Source organism: Peribacillus sp. SIMBA_075 (assembly GCF_046534585.1).
In genome coordinates this window covers 47,444-70,050 of sequence record NZ_JAWRYN010000025.1, presented here as the reverse complement: position 1 = coordinate 70,050, position 22,607 = coordinate 47,444, and the positions used below count along the sequence as shown (strand labels likewise).

Annotated in this window: 18 protein-coding genes and 1 pseudogene; all 19 read left to right on the top strand. The window is 36.6% G+C overall.

Annotation, left to right across the window (positions count from 1 at the left end; genetic code table 11):
* Positions 1 to 890 precede the first annotated feature (890 nt).
* A complete protein-coding gene (locus SB775_RS17555) occupies positions 891 to 1,562 on the top strand; it encodes a GntR family transcriptional regulator (protein ID WP_410862488.1) in 672 nt (223 codons plus the stop codon).
* A gap of 667 nt (positions 1,563 to 2,229) precedes the next feature.
* Positions 2,230 to 3,696 carry a 4-hydroxyphenylacetate 3-hydroxylase family protein gene (locus SB775_RS17550; protein WP_410862486.1) on the top strand — a complete coding sequence of 489 codons (1,467 nt, stop codon included), beginning with the start codon at positions 2,230 to 2,232 and terminating at the stop codon, positions 3,694 to 3,696.
* A 27-nt stretch (positions 3,697 to 3,723) separates the two neighbouring features.
* The gene (locus SB775_RS17545; protein ID WP_410862484.1) at positions 3,724 to 4,515 is read left to right on the top strand and encodes a carbon-nitrogen family hydrolase; all 792 of its coding nucleotides are present in this window, start codon (positions 3,724 to 3,726) and stop codon (positions 4,513 to 4,515) included.
* The gene (locus SB775_RS17540) at positions 4,512 to 5,189 is read left to right on the top strand and encodes a DUF2848 family protein (protein ID WP_410862483.1); all 678 of its coding nucleotides are present in this window, start codon (positions 4,512 to 4,514) and stop codon (positions 5,187 to 5,189) included. Before SB775_RS17545 ends, SB775_RS17540 begins: the two co-directional genes overlap by 4 nt.
* Position 5,190: 1 nt before the next feature.
* A complete protein-coding gene (locus tag SB775_RS17535) occupies positions 5,191 to 5,907 on the top strand; it encodes a cupin domain-containing protein (RefSeq protein WP_105718789.1) in 717 nt (238 codons plus the stop codon).
* Between the two features lie 501 nt (positions 5,908 to 6,408).
* A complete protein-coding gene (locus SB775_RS17530) occupies positions 6,409 to 7,230 on the top strand; it encodes a bifunctional riboflavin kinase/FAD synthetase (protein WP_410862481.1) in 822 nt (273 codons plus the stop codon).
* Positions 7,230 to 7,691 carry a flavin reductase family protein gene (locus tag SB775_RS17525; protein WP_057275883.1) on the top strand — a complete coding sequence of 154 codons (462 nt, stop codon included), beginning with the start codon at positions 7,230 to 7,232 and terminating at the stop codon, positions 7,689 to 7,691. The genes SB775_RS17530 and SB775_RS17525 overlap by 1 nt, the downstream gene beginning before the upstream one ends.
* A gap of 180 nt (positions 7,692 to 7,871) precedes the next feature.
* Positions 7,872 to 8,645, top strand: a complete 774-nt coding sequence (locus SB775_RS17520) for an IclR family transcriptional regulator (protein WP_410862480.1) — start codon at positions 7,872 to 7,874, stop codon at positions 8,643 to 8,645.
* A gap of 321 nt (positions 8,646 to 8,966) precedes the next feature.
* The gene (locus SB775_RS17515) at positions 8,967 to 10,292 is read left to right on the top strand and encodes an MFS transporter (protein WP_410862479.1); all 1,326 of its coding nucleotides are present in this window, start codon (positions 8,967 to 8,969) and stop codon (positions 10,290 to 10,292) included.
* Positions 10,293 to 10,534: 242 nt separating this feature from the next.
* Positions 10,535 to 11,818, top strand: coding sequence for an MFS transporter (locus tag SB775_RS17510; RefSeq protein ID WP_410862477.1), 1,284 nt, complete (start codon positions 10,535 to 10,537; stop codon positions 11,816 to 11,818).
* Positions 11,819 to 11,918: 100 nt separating this feature from the next.
* Positions 11,919 to 13,649 (top strand): amidohydrolase, encoded by a 1,731-nt coding sequence (locus tag SB775_RS17505; RefSeq protein ID WP_410862475.1) that lies wholly within the window; start codon positions 11,919 to 11,921, stop codon positions 13,647 to 13,649.
* 75 nt (positions 13,650 to 13,724) lie between these two features.
* Positions 13,725 to 13,871: pseudogene (locus SB775_RS17500) on the top strand (FIMAH domain-containing protein); the annotation flags it as partial.
* 432 nt (positions 13,872 to 14,303) lie between these two features.
* Positions 14,304 to 15,659 carry an APC family permease gene (locus SB775_RS17495; RefSeq protein ID WP_410862473.1) on the top strand — a complete coding sequence of 452 codons (1,356 nt, stop codon included), beginning with the start codon at positions 14,304 to 14,306 and terminating at the stop codon, positions 15,657 to 15,659.
* Between the two features lie 27 nt (positions 15,660 to 15,686).
* Positions 15,687 to 17,312, top strand: a complete 1,626-nt coding sequence (locus SB775_RS17490; RefSeq protein WP_410862472.1) for an amidohydrolase — start codon at positions 15,687 to 15,689, stop codon at positions 17,310 to 17,312.
* 33 nt (positions 17,313 to 17,345) lie between these two features.
* On the top strand, positions 17,346 to 18,245 hold the full coding sequence (locus SB775_RS17485; RefSeq protein ID WP_410862470.1) for a carbon-nitrogen hydrolase: 900 nt from the start codon (positions 17,346 to 17,348) through the stop codon (positions 18,243 to 18,245).
* Between the two features lie 552 nt (positions 18,246 to 18,797).
* Positions 18,798 to 18,938 carry a hypothetical protein gene (locus tag SB775_RS17480; RefSeq protein ID WP_153246179.1) on the top strand — a complete coding sequence of 47 codons (141 nt, stop codon included), beginning with the start codon at positions 18,798 to 18,800 and terminating at the stop codon, positions 18,936 to 18,938.
* 805 nt (positions 18,939 to 19,743) lie between these two features.
* Complete coding sequence (locus tag SB775_RS17475; protein WP_410862468.1) at positions 19,744 to 20,661, top strand: class II fructose-bisphosphate aldolase; 918 nt, start codon at positions 19,744 to 19,746, stop codon at positions 20,659 to 20,661.
* 148 nt (positions 20,662 to 20,809) lie between these two features.
* Positions 20,810 to 21,340 (top strand): thiol peroxidase, encoded by a 531-nt coding sequence (tpx, locus tag SB775_RS17470; protein ID WP_410862466.1) that lies wholly within the window; start codon positions 20,810 to 20,812, stop codon positions 21,338 to 21,340.
* Between the two features lie 580 nt (positions 21,341 to 21,920).
* Complete coding sequence (locus tag SB775_RS17465) at positions 21,921 to 22,586, top strand: GntR family transcriptional regulator (protein ID WP_410862464.1); 666 nt, start codon at positions 21,921 to 21,923, stop codon at positions 22,584 to 22,586.
* Positions 22,587 to 22,607: the final 21 nt, after the last annotated feature.

Genomic DNA, 22,607 nt, shown 5'->3' with positions numbered 1-22,607 from the left:
AAATTGCTTAAATACAAGTTGATTCATCTTTTTCTCCCCTCTCATTAACAAAATCATCCATATTATACCAGTAAAAATCGGAAAAGAATATAGTTGAAACTTCCTAAAATTAGCTTTATGTCAACCGGTTCTTGTTCCACAAAAGGGCGCGATTCTTTAATAAGGTTCGCTTTTCTAATAGAACAAACGGGTGCTTTACTTCAATAAGGGAGGTTACCGCGGCTCCCTTTTTCTTACGGAACTATAGGGGCAGGATAGTTGAATAATAAAAATTTGTAGAAAAAGTCTGAATGAAGTCGGTGATATTATGTTTAAGCAAAGCATCAGGTTTCCCTTAATATATTTTGGAATATTAACCGTTTGGAAATTTATTGCTAACAAAGAGGTTAATTGGATTGATAACATAATGGTCTGTTTAATAATGTTCTTGATTATTCTGTTATATAAATGGTCGGGAATTCCATATAAGTGGAATAAGGACAAACAATGAGTAAATATGAACAATAATTTTCTCTTCAATTACGGGTGCGTTAATGATCAAACTTCTTTTTTTATAAAAGTATCATTCAATTGAATATGTTAAGAGTATGTTTTGATCAATTTTTTTCAAAACATGCTCTTCCTATTTATTTATCAAGGTTATTTGTATTAATTGTTCAAACTTTAGAATCTTGAGTTAGAGCTAAATGATGGCCGTCAATTGGCGGCTTTTTAAATTATGGTTTTTGATATAGGTTGGTTTGTAAAATTCAGAAAAATATAAAAAATATTATTGACTTATGTTTTGAGTGTTATGTATTATGTATACATAACATATATTAAGTTTTAACCCAATCATATAGATTTCAATTATTCATATTGAAAAGACTTATCAAAAAGGACGGATTAACATGGCAGGAATCCATTTAAAACCAATCGAAAAGGAAAAAACAACGCAGGATAAAGTTTATAAGCAAATTAAAAAAGCGATTTTATTTGGTGGTATTACCGGTGATGAAATATTTACAGAAGTTCAATTAGCAGAAAGGTTAGATACTTCAAGAACGCCGGTAAGGGCAGCTATTCAAGATTTGGTGAAGGAAGGATTACTTGTTTCTATTCCAAGGAAGGGATTAACGGTAAGAAAGATTACACCAGAGGAACAGGATGAAATCTTTTTACTAAGAAGTGCTATTGAAGTTGAATCGGTGAAAAAGCTAACAGAAGAAATTACATCACCTGAACAACTGGGGTTACTTAAATTAATTCTAAAGCAACAAGAAGAAGCATTGCAAAATGATGATGCCATTAGTTTTATAAGTCTAGACCATGAGTTTCATCTCTCGCTGACAAGACTAGCGAACTTCACCATAATAGAGCAAGTTTTGAACAATCTGCATAATCTTACTCAGCTTATGGGTTTAAAAGCAGTCAGTAAGTATGGGAGAATGAAAAAAGTTTTGATGGAACATAACCAGATTATCCAGGCTTTAGAAGAAAATAATCCCGAACTAGCTTCACAGGCGATTTTAAACCATTTAGAAAAAACAAAAGAAACATTAATTATTGTTGATAATTCCTGATTTTCTATCAAATGCTTGAAGGGGGGGATTGCTCCTAGTAAAAGGTAGTTACTACATTTCTAGGGATAAAAAATAAGGGTTTAGAATCAACTTCAGCCTATGAAATAGAAGATATACTGCAAGGTCAAACCAAGTCTTTTGTCACGTTTATAGCAAAAGTCTTAGGAAAATTCTTTCGTATGCCTTTTCCTGATCTTTTGCTATAAATTGTAAGTCTTATCGCTGAAACAATGAGTGATCAGTCAGAGGTAAGTCTATAGTTTATTGGAATTGAAAGCGTTTACCTTTTGTCTTGTTATTCCAATGCCCAAATTGGAAAACCTGATAATATATCGTTGAAAATTTCTATCTTATTTAAGTAGTAGTGGAAAAGATTCATGACCTTTTGTTTTATGGAGCGCAAATCACAATTCATTAAAACGCTTAAGTTTGCAACCATCAAGAAGTAAAAGTACAAGTTGTTAACGTTCATAGGTAAAAGAGTAAAGGATATGAACATGAAAATTCAATATATAATGTCAGTACCTTAATTGCAAAGAGGAAATGCAAAACCTTTAATGTATACACAATACATAATACACAACACATAATACAATAAAGGTTCGCTGTTAAATTGTTTCTTGTTTTTAAAACATGAACTTATTCAAACATATAGGGGGAATTAGGTTTGGTTAGAACAGGTAAAGAATATTTACAGACATTGAAAGATGATAGAGCGATCTACATAAATGGGGAACGAGTGCAGGATGTGACGAACCATCCAGCTTTTACAGGAATTACAGATACCATTGCAGGCTTATACGATTTAGCATCAGATGAATCTCAGAATATGACATACAGAACTGAGGACGGTACACTGGCAAATAAAATTTATATGATTCCAAGGAGTCGGGAAGAACTTAAAGAGAGAAGATTGGCGATTTCTAAATGGTCAGAAGCAACTTGTGGTTTTGTAGGAAGAAGCCCTGATCACGTTGCCAGCTTTTTAGCTGCTTTTGCCAGTTCACCGGAAGTGTTTGATCGTGGAGGAGAAGGTTATGGAAATAATGTTTTGAATTTCTATAAACATGTGCGAGATCAAGATCTATATGTAACATACGTTATTATTCCGCCACAAATTAATCGAAGTAAAGCAGCTCATGAGCAGGAAGATAAATTTCTCCCAGTTGGAGTGTACGAGGAAAGGGAGGATGGAATTATTGTTCGAGGTTCTCAAATGCTTGGTACTGCATCAGCCGTATCCGATTACTTATTTGTAAGTTGCCTTACACCACTCAGACCTGGTGATGAAGATTATGCTTTGTCTTTTGTCCTGCCGATTCATGCAAAAGGATTAAAATTTTATGCGAGGCCTGGCTATGCTGAAAAATCACCAAGCACATTTGATTACCCATTGTCCTCCCGTTTTGATGAAAGTGATTCATTAGTTGTTTTTGACGATGTATTTATTCCTTGGCAAGATATTTTCGTTTACAAAAATATTGACATCGTGAGAGCTCAGTTCCATGAAACACCAGCTCACGTATTAGGCAATAATCAAGCGCAAATTAGATTTAGCAATAAATTGAAATTTTTGATTGGTGCTGCCCGAAAAGTTTCTGCGATGAATGGAATTGATAAAATCCCATCAGTCCAAGAGAAGTTAGGGGAACTCGCTTCTATTGCAGCTTCTGTAGAAGGTAATCTTTTAGCTTCGGAATATAATTGTATCATCGACAAAAACGGTGTGGCACGACCAGATCCACGTTTTCTTTATGGTGTAGTCGGTCAACAGGAAACCATCTATGCTTCCACTATTAAAATTTTACGGGAGTTATGCGGTGGAGGCGTTTTACAATTACCATCCTCATATAAAGAGCTCATCAATCCTGAAACGAAAGATGATATGTATCAATATATACGTTCTACGGGAGTTGGGGCTGAGGAGAAAATTAAACTATTTAAGTTAGTATGGGATATCATTGGTTCAGAATTCGGTGGCAGGCATCAACAGTATGAAATGTTCTATAATGGTGCACCTTTCGTCACGAAAGGCTTTTCATTTAGAAATTACGGCTATGATGAGCCGGTTCAAATGGTGGATAAATTTTTAGGAAGCTATTCACTTCCCACTCAAGTGGAAGAACTAATATAAAAAATATAAATGAAAGGGTGGTCAGAAATGAAAATAGCATCGATACAATTGGAGATTAAAGATAATGAGTCTAAATCTGCTCGCATAGATCGTGTGGAGTCAATGATTGATGGATTAAAAGGACAAGATTTAATCGTTTTACCAGAAACGTGGGCAACGGGGTACTTTTCTTTTGATCGCTATATAGACGAATCAGAAGAATTGAATGGCGATTTTGTCCAACGTTTCTCCGCAAAGGCCAAAGAAGTTAAGTCATATATATTTGCAGGTAGTTTTATAGAAAAAAATAATGGAAAGTACTACAACACAAGTGTTCTATTTTCTCCGGATGGGACACTAATAGGAACCTATCGAAAAATGCATTTATTTCGTTATGGTTCAAAAGAAGGTCAAATATTGACGAGAGGAAATGAAACAACTGTAGTCGATACAGAATTCGGGAAAGTTGGCTTATCAACTTGTTATGATTTGCGATTTCCTGAATTGTACCGTGCAGAAGTGAATTTAGGAGCAGAGTTACTTCTTGTTACATCTGCTTGGCCGCATAGAAGACTGGAGCATTGGAAATTATTCAATTCAGTTCGGGCATTGGAAAACCAGTGTTTCTTGATTTCGAGTAATTGTGTTGGAAATACTAATGACGTCCTTTTAGCTGGCCATAGTCAAGTGGTTGACCCATGGGGGATTGTTGTGGCTGCTGGAGGAGATGAAGAAACTATTATTAAAACAGAGATTGATCCGGCTCAGGTTGCTAAAATTCGTGATGTATTCCCTAATTTGAAGCACCGGGTATTAGATAGGCAGGAGGAATTCAGTTGATAAATATTAATGTTTGTGGAAGAAATATTGTTGCAGACCCTAAACGATTGCTTATTGCCGGCTATACGGGAAAAGACCAGGAATCTGTAAAAAAACATATTGATGAATTGAAGGAGATCGGCGTTCCGGCTCCTCCACAAGTTCCGATGATTTACGATCTTTCAACAAATCTCATTACGACAAATAACTCAATTTCAGTTATCCAAGAAAGCAGCAGCGGAGAAGCAGAAGTGGTCATCATGAAAATTGAAGGGAAATGGTATTTAGGGCTAGGCAGTGACCACACGGACCGCGGGCTTGAAAAAGTGTCTATTCAGAAATCCAAACAAGTATGCAGCAAACCTATTTCAACACAATTTTGGGCCTTGGATGACGTAAAAGATCGATGGGATGACATTGAAATGAGAAGCTGGATGATCATCGATGGGGTGAAAAACGAGTATCAAGCAGGCAAGCTAGGAGAATTCTTGCATCCTGAAGAATTGCTCAAAATTATCCAAGAACGTGGCTATGATAGTGAGGATATGATTGTGTTTTGCGGAACATTACCGATTATAAATGGCGAATTCATTTATGGGGAAGCATTTTCAGCAGAATTATATGATCGTTTAACAGATAACAAAATTCAATTGAATTATCAGGTTCATATTTTAGTGGATGCGGAGGTAGTTTGAAATGGAAAAATCAAAAATGAAAATTGATAGAAAACCAGAGTTGGAATTTGTTGAGTATAAAACCTTTGAGGCCGTTCCTTCAAAAACTGTAGAAGGTGCATCTCAACGAATTATTGCTCAGATTCCAGATACTAATGTAGCAACTCGTATCCTTGAACTGGAAGCAGGTACTGATACATCTCCTGATGGCGTGCAAGTCCATGATTTTTGGGAAGAATTATATATTATTGAAGGATCCTTGATCGATTTACGTCTAAATGAGGAATTTACAGCAGGAATGGTTGCATGCCGTCCTCCAGGGATGGAGCATGGTCCATGGAAATCACCTAATGGCTGCAGGATTTTCGAAGTTCGCTATTATGCAGATCAGAAAAAAGAAGAACATGAATTTGTCGATCATACCACTTTTGAAGCGCAGCCTTTTAGTAAAGTTAAGAGCCTTTCTGAAAGAATCATTGCTTCTGACCCTACTACAGGGGTCGCTACAAGAATTCTTCATAACGGTCCAGGGACAGATACATCTCCCAATGGCGTGCAAGTCCATGATTTTTGGGAAGAATTATATATTATTGAAGGATCTTTAATCGATTTACGTCTAAATGAGGAATTTACAGCAGGAATGGTTGCTTGCCGCCCTCCAGGTATGGAACACGGACCGTGGAAATCACCAGATGGCTGTAAGATTTTCGAGGTCCGCTATTACTCCACGGAACAATAAAGAGGCATGTACAGGGATTCTGCATTCCTATAGCAATATGGCAATCCATCAAATGGCTTCTCGTGACATCAAATAACGAGGAGCCTTTTATCTCTGATATATTCTTCCACAGGGATCAAGTGCTGAATGCTCAAATTGATAATTGGGTATCACAGGAAGCAGGTATGTGAATGTTCTGTGTGATGGGTTATGTATACAGAATTCATTACACAGAACCCTTTAATCGTTAAAAAATGAGTGCACATTCAAGATTATTGGAAAGTTGTTGATTCCGCATGAATGGGTAGTACCCGTCCACTGGAAACGAAACTTGGTCCTTGGTTAGCAAACGGATGCAAGGTTTTTGAAGTCCAGTATTCCATTAAATAAAATCGACAACACCATTTTTTCCCCTTTGACAAAATTTTATTAACTTAATGACGGAGAAGGTGAAGCAAGTTGGAAGTTTACCATTTAACACATCCACTAAAGGGATCCCTATATCCAAGGGAGCCTCATGTAATGGCATTAGGTTTTTTTGACGGTATTCATTTAGGTCATCAATCTCTGTTAATGCAAACCAAGAAAATAGCTGAAAAGAACAATCTTAAATTCACCGCGATGACCTTCGATCCACATCCAAATGAAGTAATCAAATTGGAGAAAGATTGGAGATATATTACTCCCCTGGCTTTAAAGATTGAAAGAATGGCTGCCATTGGGGTGGATAAACTTTTTGTCATAAAGTTTAATTTATCATTTGCTTCCCTTTTGCCATCTGATTTTATTAAACAATATGTTTTAGGTCTTCAAGCTAAACACTTAGTTGTGGGCTTTGACTTTACCTTTGGTAAAAAAGCTCAAGGGACTGCTGATTATTTGCAAAAAATGAGTATAAATAATCCTTTTGATGTAACCGTGATTTCAAAACAGGTACATAATGGCGAAAAAATAAGTTCAACCATAATCAGGAAGATAGTAAGGGACGGAGATGTCCACCTTGTTCCTTACTATATGGGACATCATTTTGAAATTAAAGGGGTCGTTTATGGTTCAAATAGACATAAACACGATAAAAAGAAAAATATGGAGTTCCATACCGAAAATAAGTATATCCTGCCAGCACCAGGTGTATATCGTGTAGAAATCAAAACCTGGAACAAAACTTGTCAGGGGTTATTTATAAGATATGGGTCCAGCAGGAAAAATGATGAAATTAGCGGTGAAGTTATAGAAATGCTGAAGGGAGGTGTTGCGGAAGAAGTGACGGTTAAATTTTTAAAACAGATACCTTTTGAGTCAAAGTCTCAGTGCAGTGCAAATTTTAAGGAGGTTATAAAATGATGGATGATAGAAATTTTAGAAATGCGATGGGGAAATTTGCTACAGGAGTAACAGTGATCACGACACTTTTAGAAAATGAAGCACACGGTATGACGGCGAATGCATTTATGTCAGTTTCCCTTAACCCAAGGTTGGTTATCATATCCATAGGCGAAAATGCTAAAATGCTAGATAAAATTAATGAATCTGGAAAATTTGCTGTAAATATATTGTCAGATGCCCAAAAAGAGTTATCCATGCATTTTGCAGGGCAGATTAAAGATAATCGCCAAATTGAATTTGGCTGGATAAATGAACTTCCAGTAATAAAAAATGCTTTAGCAAACATCGTCTGTAAGGTCCATAGTAAACAAATAGCTGGGGACCATACACTCTTTATTGGAGAAGTAACTGAACTCGACATTAGCGAAGGGGCACCACTAACCTTCTATGAAGGGAAATACGGCAAAATACTCAGCTAAACTGTTTATGGCAGGATTATTGTTTAAGTTTGATAGTTAAAGTTGTTTTGAAAAGATTTGAATCCGAACGTGGAGCGTACTGGTCTCTAAATATGGCGATGATTCTGTTCCCTGTTATTTGAAAAAGACCGTATAGCTTACTTAAAAAAGCGCTTTTGTTTTGTTAAGGAGGGTAAACTCATGCAAAACAAAAATAAGACAGTCGTCAGATCAATGGATATCCTTACTCTTTTCTTAACTCATTCAAAGCTAAGTCTTAAAGAAATCGTACATTTTTCAGGGATACCGAAAACATCCGTTTTTCGAATGGTGATGTCACTTGAAGTGATGGGGCTTCTCGATAAAGATAGAGATGGAAAGTATTCACTTGGGCTGTTATTTCTTCAGTTTGGCCATTTAGTAGCTGAACGGTTCGATATTCGAGAAGTAGCTTTACCGATTATGCAAAAACTTCATGTTAAGGTAGGGGAAGCTGTTAATCTCATCGTACAAGATGGCAAAGAGGCAATCTGCATCGAAAAACTGGATACAAAACAGCGTGTAAGGCTTAATACGGCAATTGGCCGGAGAATGCCGCTTTATGCCGGAGCGTGTTCACGTGTTATTCTCGCTTTTCAGCCGAAGTATGAACAGGAACAATATATAGAGCAAACCGAACTGAAGTCGATCGCATCTGGAACGATTACAGTTAATGAGAGACTTCGTACTCTTCTAGAAGAGACTCGAAAAACGGGATTTACGGTCAGTCACTCGGAACTTGAAAATTATATATCTGCGGTAGCCGCTCCTATTTTTGATCATAAAGGTTATATCATAGCGGGCATTAGTGTTGCAGGTCTTGAGGTGAACTATGAAAAGGAGTTATTGCCTCCATTGGTTAAAAAGGTTAAGTGTGCAGCACTCGAGATTTCATGGAAATTTGGATATACCGATAAACAACTTTGCTTAGGCTGATATATCAATATGTCCACGGTTGAGAACAAATGGCGATTGTCTTTAAACTTTTTCACCAGAACGACTTTTATCTTTATTGACTGTATTTCTATAATGTATTGTGTATACACAATACATTATACATAATACATATTGAATTAAAAGCTCATTAACTCATGTTCAAGATGATTACGGATGGGAAAGCAATACGAGAGGTAAGAGTCAGGCTCTCTACCTTCTATTAAAGAAAATGTGGAAGAATTATCAGAAGGCCATCTTGATAATTCTTAAACATCTAAGAAACCACATCCAGAAATATAACTAATTCGGAGGTGTGTTAAATTGAGTGGGAAAAAGAAACTGGACAAGAAATCAAAAAAGATATTATTTGCGAGTTTACTTGGTAGTACTATTGAATTTTATGATTTTTTTCTTTATGGAACCGTTGCTGCACTTGTATTTAATAAACTGTATTTTCCTAATGATGATCCGTTTGTAAGTTTATTGCTTGCTTATGCATCATTTGGCATTACATTTTTTATACGACCTCTTGGCGGGCTTGTTTTTAGTCATTTGGGAGACAAGTTTGGCAGGAAAAATACTCTCGTGCTTTCACTTTTATTAATGGGAGTTTCTACAGTATGTATTGGACTCCTTCCAACATATAGCATGATAGGGCTTTGGGCACCAATCCTCCTTGTTTTCTTTCGTCTAGTTCAAGGTATCGGACTTGGCGGAGAATGGGGAGGAGCAATACTCCTAGCGGTTGAATCTGCCCCTAAAGAAAGACGTGGCTTTTTTGGAAGCTTTCCTGCAATGGGTATCCCTCTTGGGATGTTACTTGGAACATTTTCTATTTCATTAATGAGTTTACTTCCTGAATCCCAATTTCTATCATGGGGATGGAGAGTGCCATTTATCCTAAGTGCGATTTTGGTTGTTATAGGTATTTGGATACGAAAAGGGATTGAGGAAACCTCAGCCTTCAAAGAAGAGAAAGAAAAAGGAAACGTCGTAAAAATTCCACTCTTTGAGACACTGCGATATCATTGGAAAGCGGTTTTAATTTCTTTAGGTGCAAAATGTGTTGAAGTGGGCCCATTCTATTTATTTTCCACATTTTTCATATCTTATGCTACGGAAACACAAGGTTTTCCAAGGACTACAGCGTTAAATGTAATTACTGTTGCAACAATTGTTACAGCAATTTGCATGCCATTTATGGGAATGTTGTCTGATAAAATTGGCCGTAAACTTGTTTTTCTTATTGGTACAATCGGAATTACTCTTTTTGCCTTTCCATACTTTTATTTATTTTCCTTACAATCCACTCCTTGGTTATACGTTATTTCAATAGTAGGCTTAGGAATTCTATGGCCTCCAATTGCTGCGACTATTGGTACAATGTTTACTGAAATGTTTAATACGAATGTTGGTTATACAGGAATAACACTTGGTTATCAAACAGGCTCTGCATTATTTGGCGGAACTGCTCCAATGATTGCGACTATTTTAGTGGGCGCTTACCATAATTCTTGGGTTCCGCTAGCATTATTTTTAGTATTTCTTTGTATCGCCTCTCTTATTTCAGTATTATTTGTCCGAAATAGTCAAAGTAACAGTATTCCTCTCTCTGAAAGCAGAACAGAAAATCCAATAGGTGGGTAATGGTTGAGTTTTCTACTGGGAGATCGTTGGTGAAAAAAAATCGAATCAAACGTTTGATTTAATCTTTAATAATAGTAACGTTTTCACAGTTGATGAAGATCAAAGTTGGGCGGTAGCGGTTGCTGTTATGGATGAAGAGATGCTTTACGTTGGTGAAAACTTTGAGTATGAAATTCAAATCCGTAGTTAAGCAGAAAAAATTAAATATCATGATTCTATTATCCATTAAGGGGAGGGAGATTTTGAAAAAGAAGCCAACAAAGGTTAGATGGGGACTTGCACTGTTTTTCTTTATCATCGGTGTAATCGCTTACATGGATAGGTCAAATATTTCTATAATAGCTAAGCCTATGATGGATGATTTAGGATTGGATAAAGTTCAGTTTGGTATGCTTGCATCATTATTCTCATTAGGTTATGCGTTAGTTCAAATTCCAGCTGGACTTTTGGCGGAAAAGTTTGGGCCAAGGAAAATGATTGCATTTTCTCTTATTTGGTGGTCAGTATTTACAGGTCTTACAGGTTTAGTGAAATCTCACAGTCTTTTGTATGTAGTGAGATTCTTATTTGGAATAGGTGAAGGACCAATGTTTCCATCTAACGCCGTATTTAATACAAACTGGTTTAGAAAAGATGAAAAAGCTAGAGCTTCTAGTGCCTTATTGGCAGGTTCATATTTTGGACCAGTTATAGCCCCTATCGTTACGGTTTATATCTATCAATACCTTGGCTGGCAAGCTGTATTTTACATTTTTGGTATTTTAGGAATGATGATTGCAGCTGTATGGTACGTTATTGCCAGGGACTATCCTGAAATTCACAAATTAGTTAATGAACAAGAAAAAGAATATATACTTCAAAACAGAGAAATTGTTGAAACTGCTAAAGTAAGGGCACCTTGGAGTAATTTTCTGAAAAACTCTCAATTTTGGGCGTTAGGAGTGCAGTATTTTGTTGTTTTATATATTATTACTTTCTTTTTAGTTTGGTTACCTACTTATCTATTGGAAGATAGGGGATTCTCATTAAGTAAAATGGGATTTGCTGCAAGCCTACCATGGTTGGCAATTCTGATAACTGTAATGTCTGGTGGTATTCTTTCCGACTACTTAGTGCATAAAGGATTTTCAAAACAAATATCTAGATCCTCTTTAGCAATATCAGGCTTATTAGTATTTATTATTTCAATGTACCTGGCTGTTATGACAGTATCACCATATATGAATGTTTTGTGGTTATCATTATGCTTGGGCTCACTCGGATTCACAGTAGTGTGTTCTTGGGCCGCAGCTACAGACTTAGGGAGAAACTTTTCTGGATCAGTTTCAGGTTGGATGAACTTATGGGGGAATTTAGGAGCATTTGTATCACCGTTATTATGTGGATGGTCAGCAGAAAACTTTGGTTGGAATATCACTTTAGGAGTAACGGTAATCCCTGTGTTTATTGCAGCTATATTGTGGGTGTTTGTGAAACCAGATACCTCTTTACTAAATACAACTGAGCAATTACCAATGAATTTTTAGTATTTTAAGTGGATTAAATAGTTCAATGTCAAATTTTTTTAGTTCCTATAAAAATTTGATTACTAGGGTGAAAAAATCAATCGAAAGGGGTTTGATTACGATGAAGAAAAAATATTTCTTGCTTTTTTTAATAGCTTTGCTTTTTAGTTCGGTATTTACCGGGTGTTCGTTGGAGAAGAAAAGTTCGAATAAGGTGACTGGGAAGGTAACTTCGAATCAAACGGCTGATTTGATTTTTAAAAACGGTGAAGTCTACACAGTTGATAAAGATCGGAGTTGGGAGAAAGCAGTTGCGGTTAAGAATGGCAAGATTCTCTACGTTGGTGATAACAAGGGAGCTGCAGCCTTCAAAGGGAACGATACCAGAGTGATTGATCTAAAGGGGAAAATGGTCATGCCTGGGTTTACCGACAGTCATAACCATGCGTACCTAATGGCAGAAAGCCTTTTTTGGCTAAGTCTCAATCCTTATTCCACAGTGGAAAAGCGCCAACAGGCTATCAAGGATTACTTAAAAGAGCATCCCAATATAAAGCAATTACGTGGAGTCGGCTGGGATGACATCAAACGAGATAGTAAATCCAGAGGGCTGGCTCCTAAAGAATTGCTTGACCAAGTTGTCCCTGATATACCTGCTGTCTTTATCTCAAACGGCCATCACAGTATATTAGTCAACTCAAAGGCTCTTGAGATTGCAGGGATAGACAAAAACACCCCTGATCCGCAAGGCGGGACTATTGAACGTGATCCTAAAACAGGAGAGCCGACAGGAGTTTTAAACGAATTTTCCGCCGAAAACCTTGTAATTAACGTTCTTCCTCAACCGGACTTTACGGTAAAGCAGTATAAAAAGACGCTTTTAACTTGGCAGAAAACAGCTGCAGAGGATGGAGTTACCTCAGTATTCGTGCCTGTTCACTACCCAACGGAAAGTTTGCTTAAAGCATTTGAAGAGCTTGATAATGCGGGTAAATTGACCGTGAGATACGATTTAGGGTTATGGGCTGATGAAAACAAAGGGACAAAGCAAATCGGGAGGTTAAAAGAACTCCGTAACAAATATCAAGGAAAGTCGTACAGGATAGATACAATTAAAATATTTGCTGATGGTGTCGGAGAAAATAAACTAGTTTGGGATCAAAATATATTAGAGAAGACCGTGGCAGCTTTGGATAAAGAAGGTTTTCGCGTCTATATCCATGCGATTGGCAATCAGGGGTTTTACCCTTCTCATAATGCTTTAGACGCTTTTGAATATGCGGCTAAATTAAATGGAAAAAGGGATTCGCGTCATGTAATAACCCATTTAGACTGGGTAAAGGAAAATGATGTTGCCCGGTTTAAGGACTTAGGAGTAATTCCTACTCCTCAACCTTCCTGGTTTGGTAAGGACTGGTATACCAATGTAAGAGGTGAGGGGTTGAAGGAACTTAATCATATGGGTAGCTATTTTGAAGCCGGAATTCCGGTTGCTTCATCGAGTGATTTTCCTTCAACAGATACTTTTAAAAGAGATATGTATCCCCTTACAGGATTAGAAGTAGGGATAACGAGATTGGATCCAGACAAAACCACAGAAGACGATCTAAATAAAGCAGTGTGGCCTAAGGAAAAAGCTTCTCTCGAAGATATGATTACTAGCTATACAATCAACGGAGCTCATTTGATTTTCCAAGAGGATGAAAGAGGTTCTATAGAGGCGGGCAAGAAAGCGGACTTGATCGTTTTAGACAAAAATCTCTTTCAGATTCCTGTAACGTCAATTGGTGAAGCGAAGGTCTTGATGACTTTTTTCGAGGGGAAGGAAGTATTCCATCATCCTAATTATTAATGCATCCTATATAAAAACACTTGTTGAACAATTCGAAGAAGATAGGGCAATTGTCAACCATGTGTTGCCCGTTCACTACAGGCACATTTGGATACCGGGGTCCGTTTTGAAAAACTGGAAGCAGACAAAAGGATTGTCAAGCACATTAAAAGGTTTAACAAGTTACTTGGCAAGTATAAAAAAGTTGGGTTGATATCCAAGGATGCGAATACCGATAATTAAGGATGTCAAATAATGTAGTTTCAAGGGGAGGGATGTTCATGGTCCCTTTTCTTATACTCATAAATAAATAAGTTTTGAGGGCTTTTTCTATATGACACAGCAGTAATAAGCATTAATCGCATATTAAACAATCGCGGGATTTGCGTGTCATACCAGATACAATTTATCGATGACGCCATTACGGCACGTAGCTTATTTCGAACCTTATTCGTATGAACCAGAATACACGGTGAGACATCTTCGTAGCTAACGACTATTTATGCAATCTTAAATAATTGGTGCAATATTGCATAAAACTATTAATCAATTAAATAATCTGTATATTGTAATTATTTAGAATATATCGGTAATTGAATTGTTAAATAATCAATTTCCGCTTGGTACGGTATTTGCATATAAGTTAATTAATCACGAATGAGGGTGGAGTGATACATGGAGAATGCAAAATTAAGACGTTCGTTAACAGTGTTTCCTTTAGTGCTATTTGGATTGGCTTATATGGCACCTACAACAGTGTTTTCTACTTATGGGGTTGTTGCGGAAATAACGAAAGGGATGGTGCCTGCTGCTTATATCATAGCTTTAGTTGGTATGTTATTTACAGCCTATAGTTATGGTCAAATGGTCAAGGCCTACCCTGTCGCCGGTTCTGCATATACATTCACTCAAAAGGCCCTTAATCCTCACCTTGGATTCTTAGTGGGATGGGTCATCCTATTGGACTATTTATTTTTGCCAATGATCAATGGATTATTGATCGCCATTTACTTAAACGCGTATTTTCCATCCGTTTCCTTTTCCGTCTGGTTAATTGCCTTTGTCCTTTTAATCACCGCTGTAAATATAATTGGAGTGAAAATAGCAACAAAAATAAATCTATTATTAGTTGCCTTTCAATTCTTAATAATCGTTATATTTACATTCCTCTCGATTAAAGGGTTACTGAACGGAATGGGTTCAGGAACATTATTCATGAGTTCTCCATTCGTGAATGGCGATATACCGCTATCTTTAGTATTGGCAGGATCCTCCATTTTATGTTTATCTTTTTTAGGATTTGACGCTGTAACCACATTTTCGGAGGAGACCATCAATCCGAAAAAAATGATACCAAGGGCCATTTTCCTTGTCGCATTAATAGGAGGAGGTCTGTTTGTCGCCATCTCATACATCAGTCACCTTGTTTACCCGAATTTCCAAGCCTTTAAAGATCCAGATTCCGCTTCCTTGGAAATTGCCATGTACATCGGGGGTCATTTATTTCAATCTATTTTTCTAGCAGGATACATTACCGGGGGGCTGGCTTCCGGTTTATCAGCTCATGCAAGTGTTTCGCGGCTTTTGTATGCGATGGGGAGAGATGGAGTTCTTCCAAAGAAAATATTTGGTCATATTCATCCGAAATTTCAAACCCCAACATACAACATCATCTTAGTGGGTATTTTTGCTTTATCTGCTTTATTTGTTGATTTAGTGACAGCCTCATCCTTTATTAACTTTGGGGCGCTTGTTGCATTTACTTTTGTCAATCTTTCGGTTATCTCCCATTATTTTATTAGAGAAAAACAGCGAAAAGGAATTAATGCACTTAAATATCTAATACTTCCAATGATTGGTACGAGCTTCACAATTTGGTTATGGACCAGTCTTGATTCAAAGGCACTTTTACTCGGACTAGGATGGTTCGGAATTGGTGTCATCATTCTGCTTTCAAATACGAAAATGTTTAGTAAGCGGCCGCCAGAGCTTTCTATTGATAGTGCGATTGAAAAAGAAATTCAAGCATAAAAGCTTTATGCATCAAGGAGGATAATAATGGTAAATGCAGACATCATTCTTTCTGGTCAACATGTTTTTACTGGATTACAAGATGAGCCTATACAGGCAGCTATCGCTATTAAAGATAATAAAATGATTAAAATCGGTTCTAAAGAAGATATAATGTCATTCCTTGGAGATCAAACAAAGGTGTATGACTTCAAAGAGGGGCTGATCATTCCGGGATTTCATGATTTTCATATGCACATTATGATGGGAAGCATTTTACAGAAGGATAGTGCCAAATTATTTGATGCAGCTTCAGAAGAAGATGCAGCCAAAATAGTAGCCGAATTTGCAGAAACGAGACCAAATGATGAGTGGATATTCGGTGTTGGCTGGGATCATACCAATTGGAAGAATAAAGTGCTGCCGCATAGAACGACACTGGATAAATATATTTGTGATCGCCCTGTTTTATTATTCAATGCAGAAGTGCATTACGCATGGATCAATAGTAAAGCAATGGAAATGATTCAATTAACGAGGGATACCCCAGATCCGGAATATGGAGAAATTGGAAAAGATGAAAATGGGGAACTGACAGGCCTTCTATTTGAACAGGCAATTGGGTATGCATCAGAACATGCATACAAATTACCGAAAGAAAAACGTGTAAGCCTATTCCAAGATTTTCTTAATGAAACAAAAAGGTTGGGAATCACATCCGTAAATGATTTATACGGAGCTAAAATTGCTCCGAATCCATTAGACGACCTTGAAATTTTTAAGGAATTTGAGAGAGAAGGGTTACTAACAACGAGAATTCACTTTTCGCCGGAGTTAAAAATGGATGTAGCTGCCGCCAAGGAATTACAAAAAAATTATCAGTCAGACAAGCTTACCTTTTCTGGATTAAAACAATTTATAGATGGTGTCGTGACTAGTCATACTGCTTTTTTATTGGATCATTACAAAGACCGTCCTGAAACAAAAGGCGGGACCACTTTTCCAGCTGAAACAATTAAACAATTAGTAAAAAAGGCAGATAAGGAAAAATTTCAAATTCGTTTCCATGCTATTGGCAACGGTGCTGTCCGCTTAGCATTGGATGCATTTGAAGAAGCGAGAAACGTAAATGGGGAAAGGGACGCCAGACATGTCATTGAACATGTGGAGGTATTGCATCCAGACGATGTTCATCGCTTTAAGGAATTAAATGTAATCGCCTCATTTCAACCTAAACATATTGAATTAATGGAAAGTGAGGCATATACGGCCAGAATCAGTGAAAAACAACAACCACTCTATTATCCTATTAAAACACTCATGGATACTGGTGCAAAAATTGCCTTTGGTACAGATTTTCCTGTAGTGCCCTTAAATCCCATGATGGGCATTTATCAAGCAATCACGAGAAAAGATTTAACCGGGAAGGCGTGGCAAGAGTCGGAAGGAGTAACATTAGCAGAAGCGTTAAAGTATTACACGGCTACACCGGCATTCGGGTCTTTCAGAGAAAAGGAATTAGGCACATTGGAAGCAGGGAAGATAGCGGATATCGCAGTATTAAATAAAAATTTATTTAGCATATCAACAGAGGAAATTCTTGAAACAGAAGTGAAGATGACGATCATGGATGGAAAGATCGTATATGAAAACCAGGTCGTCACAACCGTATAAGATAAAAAATGATAAAAGGTAGGTAGTGAGAAAATGTCAAAAGTGAAAGTTGGGCTTATTCAAATTCATTGCGGGGAATTCATTGCTGAAAATATTCAAAAAACGATAGGGAAAATAAAAGAAACAGTAAATAAAGGTGCACAAATCGTTTGCTTGCAGGAATTATTTTCTTCGCAATATTTTCCGCAAACGGTTAGCGTGAAAAATTATGATTTAGCAGAAGATGTAGATAGCGGTACATTGGCCGCAATGGGTGAATTGGCTAAGGAATTGGCCATTGTCTTGATTGTCCCTTTTTACGAAAGAGCAGGTGCTGGTATTTATTTTAATAGTGCAGCTGTATTTGATGCTGATGGGGAATGTTTAGGGATTACAAGAAAAAATCATATTCCGGATGGTCCCCAGTATCATGAAAAATATTATTTCGTTCCAGGCAATACTGGATATCCTGTTTATGAAACGGCTTATGGAAAAATAGGAGTCGGGATTTGCTGGGATGAGTGGTATCCAGAAGTTGCCCGAATTTTGAGCTTACAAGGTGCAGAAATATTATTCTATCCTTCTGCTATTGGTTCAGAGCCTGATCATCCTGAGATATCAACAAGATCATCCTGGGAAAAGGCAATTTCCGCTCATGGCATTTCTAATGGTGTATTCGTTGCTGCGACAAATCGAGTGGGCCAGGAAAAGGACATGAATTTTTACGGCGGTTCATTCATTAGCGATACATTCGGGAATATTTTAGCTTCACTTGATGAGGAAGAAGGAATTATTGTCCAAGAAATTGATTTAAAAGAGATAGAAAAGACTAGAAAAATGCTGCAATTCTTTAGAGATCGACGTGTCGATACATACGGACCTATATTACAAAAAGAAATACTTCCAACCCCATCCCCTTCAAAAAAGGGAACAAGCAAAGCACTGTTTAGTTAATCATTAAAAACGGCAGGTATGATTACCTGCTCAGACTGTAGACAAAACTGAGTTTGCCGAATTTGTTATTTTACACTCCGGGCACTCGCTTACCGCAGTCCCCAAGGCGTCCTTTGCCCCTGTGGGTTCTCCCTTGGACGCGCTAAATTTTAGGTGGAGTTATTAGTGGTACAACTGAAAACAAAGGTGTACCTGGTGTGCTTGCAGCAGTTACTAAACCGACTGCATTGCTTGGATAATCTATAGTTCAAAAGAAAAAAACCAATTTTCCTTTATGGAGAGTTGGTTTTTTTACGCTGTTCAAATGGCCGTTAATGTGAACGGGCATTCTATTTCTTGCTTTAAAGAAATAACGTGTGAATTAGCTTTTGATCGGAGCTGTCGCTAAGGCGGCTGTTTCTTATAAGACGGTTAGCTAAGAATAATATGGGAAATACTAAGAAAATGAAATTCTTACCGAATTTTCAGAAAAATACATTGACGGGAAATTAAGGTTGTTATATATTATTAATAAGTTAAACTTTTTGTTATATAACAGAAGGGGGAATCTAGATGATGAACATTTATGATAAAGCTTATGAAAGTTATTTAAAAATTTGTGAAAGGTATGAAATCGAATCGATAAACATTGACCATTTCATCAAAAATTTAACTAAAGATCAATTGGATGAATACAGTAAATTAGCCGTTTAAACGAAAGGACGTGATTGCAAAGATGGACCTCCCGGTTGATGTAGATGTAGAAGCCAGTTAGAAACCCCACCAGTTGCTATTGGGAACAGGTGGGGTTTTGTCATATGTTTTAAGAGCTTATTTTTAATAGGATAACTCGGCATGTTGCACAGATGTTGTTGGCAATTTATACTCACGATGGCCCTCTTTATTTGTTATTGAGAACTTTAATAGCTCGCCCGATGACAAAGGTAACTATCAAGATGTTCATCGTATTCATGGTCATGTTTGCGAAAGAACCTTCTATTGTTCGAGGACGTGTATAGGGTAAAGCCAGTATGATTGTAATTGCTGATGTTTTATTAGTTCATCTGATCTTATAAAATCAAAGCAATAAAATATAATATACTATTACATTACTAGTAAAAGAGAAAGGATGTGTTATAAACTTTAAGGGGGAAGGGTGTAAAATTCAGAATTTTCTTGAAAGTGTTTCGTGCACATGTTAGAATTCATTTCAGGTAAGAATATTTTAAATAAGATGATTTTAATTTTTTGTTGAAACTATGTTTCCTAATAAGCAACAAAATTGATAATGAAGGGACTAAAGAATCTTTTTAGGAAAAAAAGTCTATGGCGACGCCTTCTTGCCTAGTACCTTAAAACAAAAAATCAGTACAATGATTGTTATACCGTTCAAAATAACTAATCATTCTTTTTATACAAAATTTTTTGGTTATAGAAAGGAACGGTGTTGCTTATTGGGTAACTTAAAGGGCGTGAATGAACGAAATAAGTTAAATCATCTTTAAGGGAGTTTGAATGAATGAAAGTAAATTTAAAACCAAACAATGTTAGTTCATTAACAAAGGTACTTGCAGTAGCTACGCAAAATCAATTTGCTGTCGGTTCGTTTACCCCTAGAGCTACAAAGATGGTAGCTCCTATACTTAGAGCGGCCCAAGAAAAGAAATCTGCGGTTATTGTTCAGACTTCTGAGAGGGAGCAGGAACGATATGGAATTAATTTAGCGGAATTTAGCCGAGAGTTTTATCGTGTGATCCAAGAGGAGAATATTACGATCCCTGCTGTGTTACATTTAGATCATACGAAGGATTTCAATGTAATTGCAGAAGCCATCGAAGTTGGTTTTACATCCGTTATGATTGACGCATCAGAGCAACCATTCAAGAAAAATATTGAGATAACAAAAAAGGTTGTTGAGTATGCACATTCAAAAGGCGTAACTGTAGAAGCTGAATTAGGCAAGATAGGGACAACCGACTTTATTGAAACCGACGTTGATGAAGAGCTATTTACAGAGCCTGAAGAAGCAAAACAGTTTGTTGAAGAGACCTGTATTGATGCATTAGCGGTATCTGTCGGAACTTCACATGGGGTTTATCTCGTTAAAGATCCAAAAATTGATATTGAACGGTTAATGGAAATTCGTGCATTAACATCTGTACCTTTAGTGTTACATGGCGGTTCAGGCACTCCTTCAGAGATGATAAAGAATGCAATTCAAATTCCTAATGGTGGAATCAGTAAAGTGAATATTGCAACAGATTTAGAATATATGATGATAAAAACTCTTAATCGAGAAATTCATGTTACAGAAAAAGAGTGGTCGGAACTACCGACTGAAACATTGACTTTAGTCCAAAACGCAGTTCAGAACGTTGTAAAAGAAAAAATTGAAAACTTTTTAATAAGCAGTGATAGTGCTTCTTACTATGATTAAGGAGTAATATGATACGAACCTTTGAACAGTACCCCATATTTTAGACACATGGATAAACCCTTTAACCACATAATTTATGGCTATACTACTTATCGTTGATGATAACTTTTTTTAGAAGAATTGCTAAGGTAATAGGAGGAAAAATAATATGTCTATAGAAAGATCAAGTATAGTGACATTTGCTGGCAATCCAGTTACGTTGATTGGGAGTGAAATTCGTGTTGGGGATAAAGCGCCAAACTTTGAAGTGTTAGCAAACGATCTCTCAAAAGTTACACTTGAAGATTCAAAAGGGAAAGTCCGCCTTATCTCATGTGTTCCCTCTCTTGATACAGGGGTATGTGATGCACAAACACGGCAATTTAACCAATCAGCTAGCAATCTAGGAAATGATATAGAAGTGTTAACAATTAGTGTAGATCTTCCATTTGCACAAAAAAGATGGTGTGGAGCAGCAGGAATAGAACAAGCCCAAACCCTTTCAGATCATTTTAAGATGTCATTTGGAGCAGCTTATGGCACATATATAAAGGAACATCGTTTAGAATGCCGTGCAGTATTCGTTGTAGATGAAAATGATATCGTACAGTATGTTGAATACGTTCCGGAAATTACGGAACATCCGAACTATGAAGCAGCTATAAAAGCAATAAAATCATTTATAAAAGTTAAAAAGTGATATAAGTAAGCAATATACACCATGTTTAAAGAACATATATTGTTTTTCATTAATCCTAAGAAGTAAAATGTTACTGCATTAAAATCTTTTTTTCTCAGTAGAATGGCTGTCTTTCAAAAGGTCAGCCTCTTCTCCTATATGGTTATTAATAATGGGGTGGTGAGGTGCAAAAGTTGTTATTACCTTAAAGGAATAAACTTAAGTTAAAAATTGCATCCTTCTATAATTGTATTTATTTTATGTTAATAAGGAGATAGGAGTATTCTGAATATTACGATTTTTTGTTGAAAAACTAAATTAGTGGTGATAGTATAAAAATGTGAAATATAGAATAAAGTGTTATGTTTTACTCACTTATTGAAACGTTGTTGTTTATTGAGGGACATGAAGGGTGGCTAGATCTTTTGAGATTTGGCAATGCTCTTTGAAAACAGACAGATTGAAGCATTTTAAACAACTTAATTTAAATGATCAATCATATAAAATTTAGTACAATAATCCAGTTTAAATTTTTTTACCCAGTATTGTATACAATACTGCATTCAATTTTGAATTCTTCATTGAGGGGAGGTATGAAGTGTTGAATAGTTTAGAAATAGATATCTATAAAAAAATCAAGCAAGCCATTATCCAGCAAAAGCTTCGGCCAAATATGCAACTCATAGAAAAGGATCTTGCTGAATCGTTTGGCGTAAGCCGTACCCCTGTTCGAAATGTTCTGCGCAGATTGGAATATGAAAAATTAGTGAAAATTAAAGAGCATAAAGGCACATTTGTCTCCTGTTCAACAATTGAAGAAGCAAAAGAAGTATTTGAAATGAGGAGAATCTTAGAAGGGGAAGCAGTGCGAAGAGCATGCAGACTCTATAATGATGAACAATTAAAAGAACTAGAGACTCTGGTAGAAGAAGAACGACATATTTATGGTAGTCTGGATTTTTATGAATCTTTAAAAGTCTCTGGGGATTTTCATTTGAAAATAGCTGAAATCGCAGGGAATTCGTATTTTTATCAATATCTGGAAGACTTGATTTCCCTAACTTATGTGATTATAGCAATCTATGGAAGAGGTAAAATGGAAACATGTGGTTCTCACGATCATTTGCAAATTTTTAATGCCATTAAGCAAAGGGACGGTGATCTTGCAGAACGCTTATCTCTCATTCATCTTAATGAAATTGAGTCGAATCTTCATTTTAATGAGGAATTACAGATCTCTTCTTCCTTGTCAGATATATTTATTTAATTGTAATTTGATATACAGTTA

Excerpts from the sequence above, each read along its gene's own strand:
- SB775_RS17520 (WP_410862480.1), top strand. The coding sequence starts at position 7,872 with ATGCAAAACAAAAATAAGACAGTCGTCAGATCAATGGATATCCTTACT.
- SB775_RS17495 (WP_410862473.1), top strand. The coding sequence starts at position 14,304 with ATGGAGAATGCAAAATTAAGACGTTCGTTAACAGTGTTTCCTTTAGTG.
- SB775_RS17490 (WP_410862472.1), top strand. The coding sequence starts at position 15,687 with ATGGTAAATGCAGACATCATTCTTTCTGGTCAACATGTTTTTACTGGA.
- SB775_RS17480 (WP_153246179.1), top strand. The coding sequence starts at position 18,798 with ATGATGAACATTTATGATAAAGCTTATGAAAGTTATTTAAAAATTTGT.
- SB775_RS17475 (WP_410862468.1), top strand. The coding sequence starts at position 19,744 with ATGAAAGTAAATTTAAAACCAAACAATGTTAGTTCATTAACAAAGGTA.
- SB775_RS17525 (WP_057275883.1), top strand. The coding sequence starts at position 7,230 with ATGGATGATAGAAATTTTAGAAATGCGATGGGGAAATTTGCTACAGGA.
- SB775_RS17545 (WP_410862484.1), top strand. The coding sequence starts at position 3,724 with ATGAAAATAGCATCGATACAATTGGAGATTAAAGATAATGAGTCTAAA.
- SB775_RS17530 (WP_410862481.1), top strand. The coding sequence starts at position 6,409 with ATGGCATTAGGTTTTTTTGACGGTATTCATTTAGGTCATCAATCTCTG.
- SB775_RS17535 (WP_105718789.1), top strand. The coding sequence starts at position 5,191 with ATGGAAAAATCAAAAATGAAAATTGATAGAAAACCAGAGTTGGAATTT.
- SB775_RS17485 (WP_410862470.1), top strand. The coding sequence starts at position 17,346 with ATGTCAAAAGTGAAAGTTGGGCTTATTCAAATTCATTGCGGGGAATTC.
- tpx (WP_410862466.1), top strand. The coding sequence starts at position 20,810 with ATGTCTATAGAAAGATCAAGTATAGTGACATTTGCTGGCAATCCAGTT.
- SB775_RS17555 (WP_410862488.1), top strand. The coding sequence starts at position 891 with ATGGCAGGAATCCATTTAAAACCAATCGAAAAGGAAAAAACAACGCAG.
- SB775_RS17505 (WP_410862475.1), top strand. The coding sequence starts at position 11,919 with ATGAAGAAAAAATATTTCTTGCTTTTTTTAATAGCTTTGCTTTTTAGT.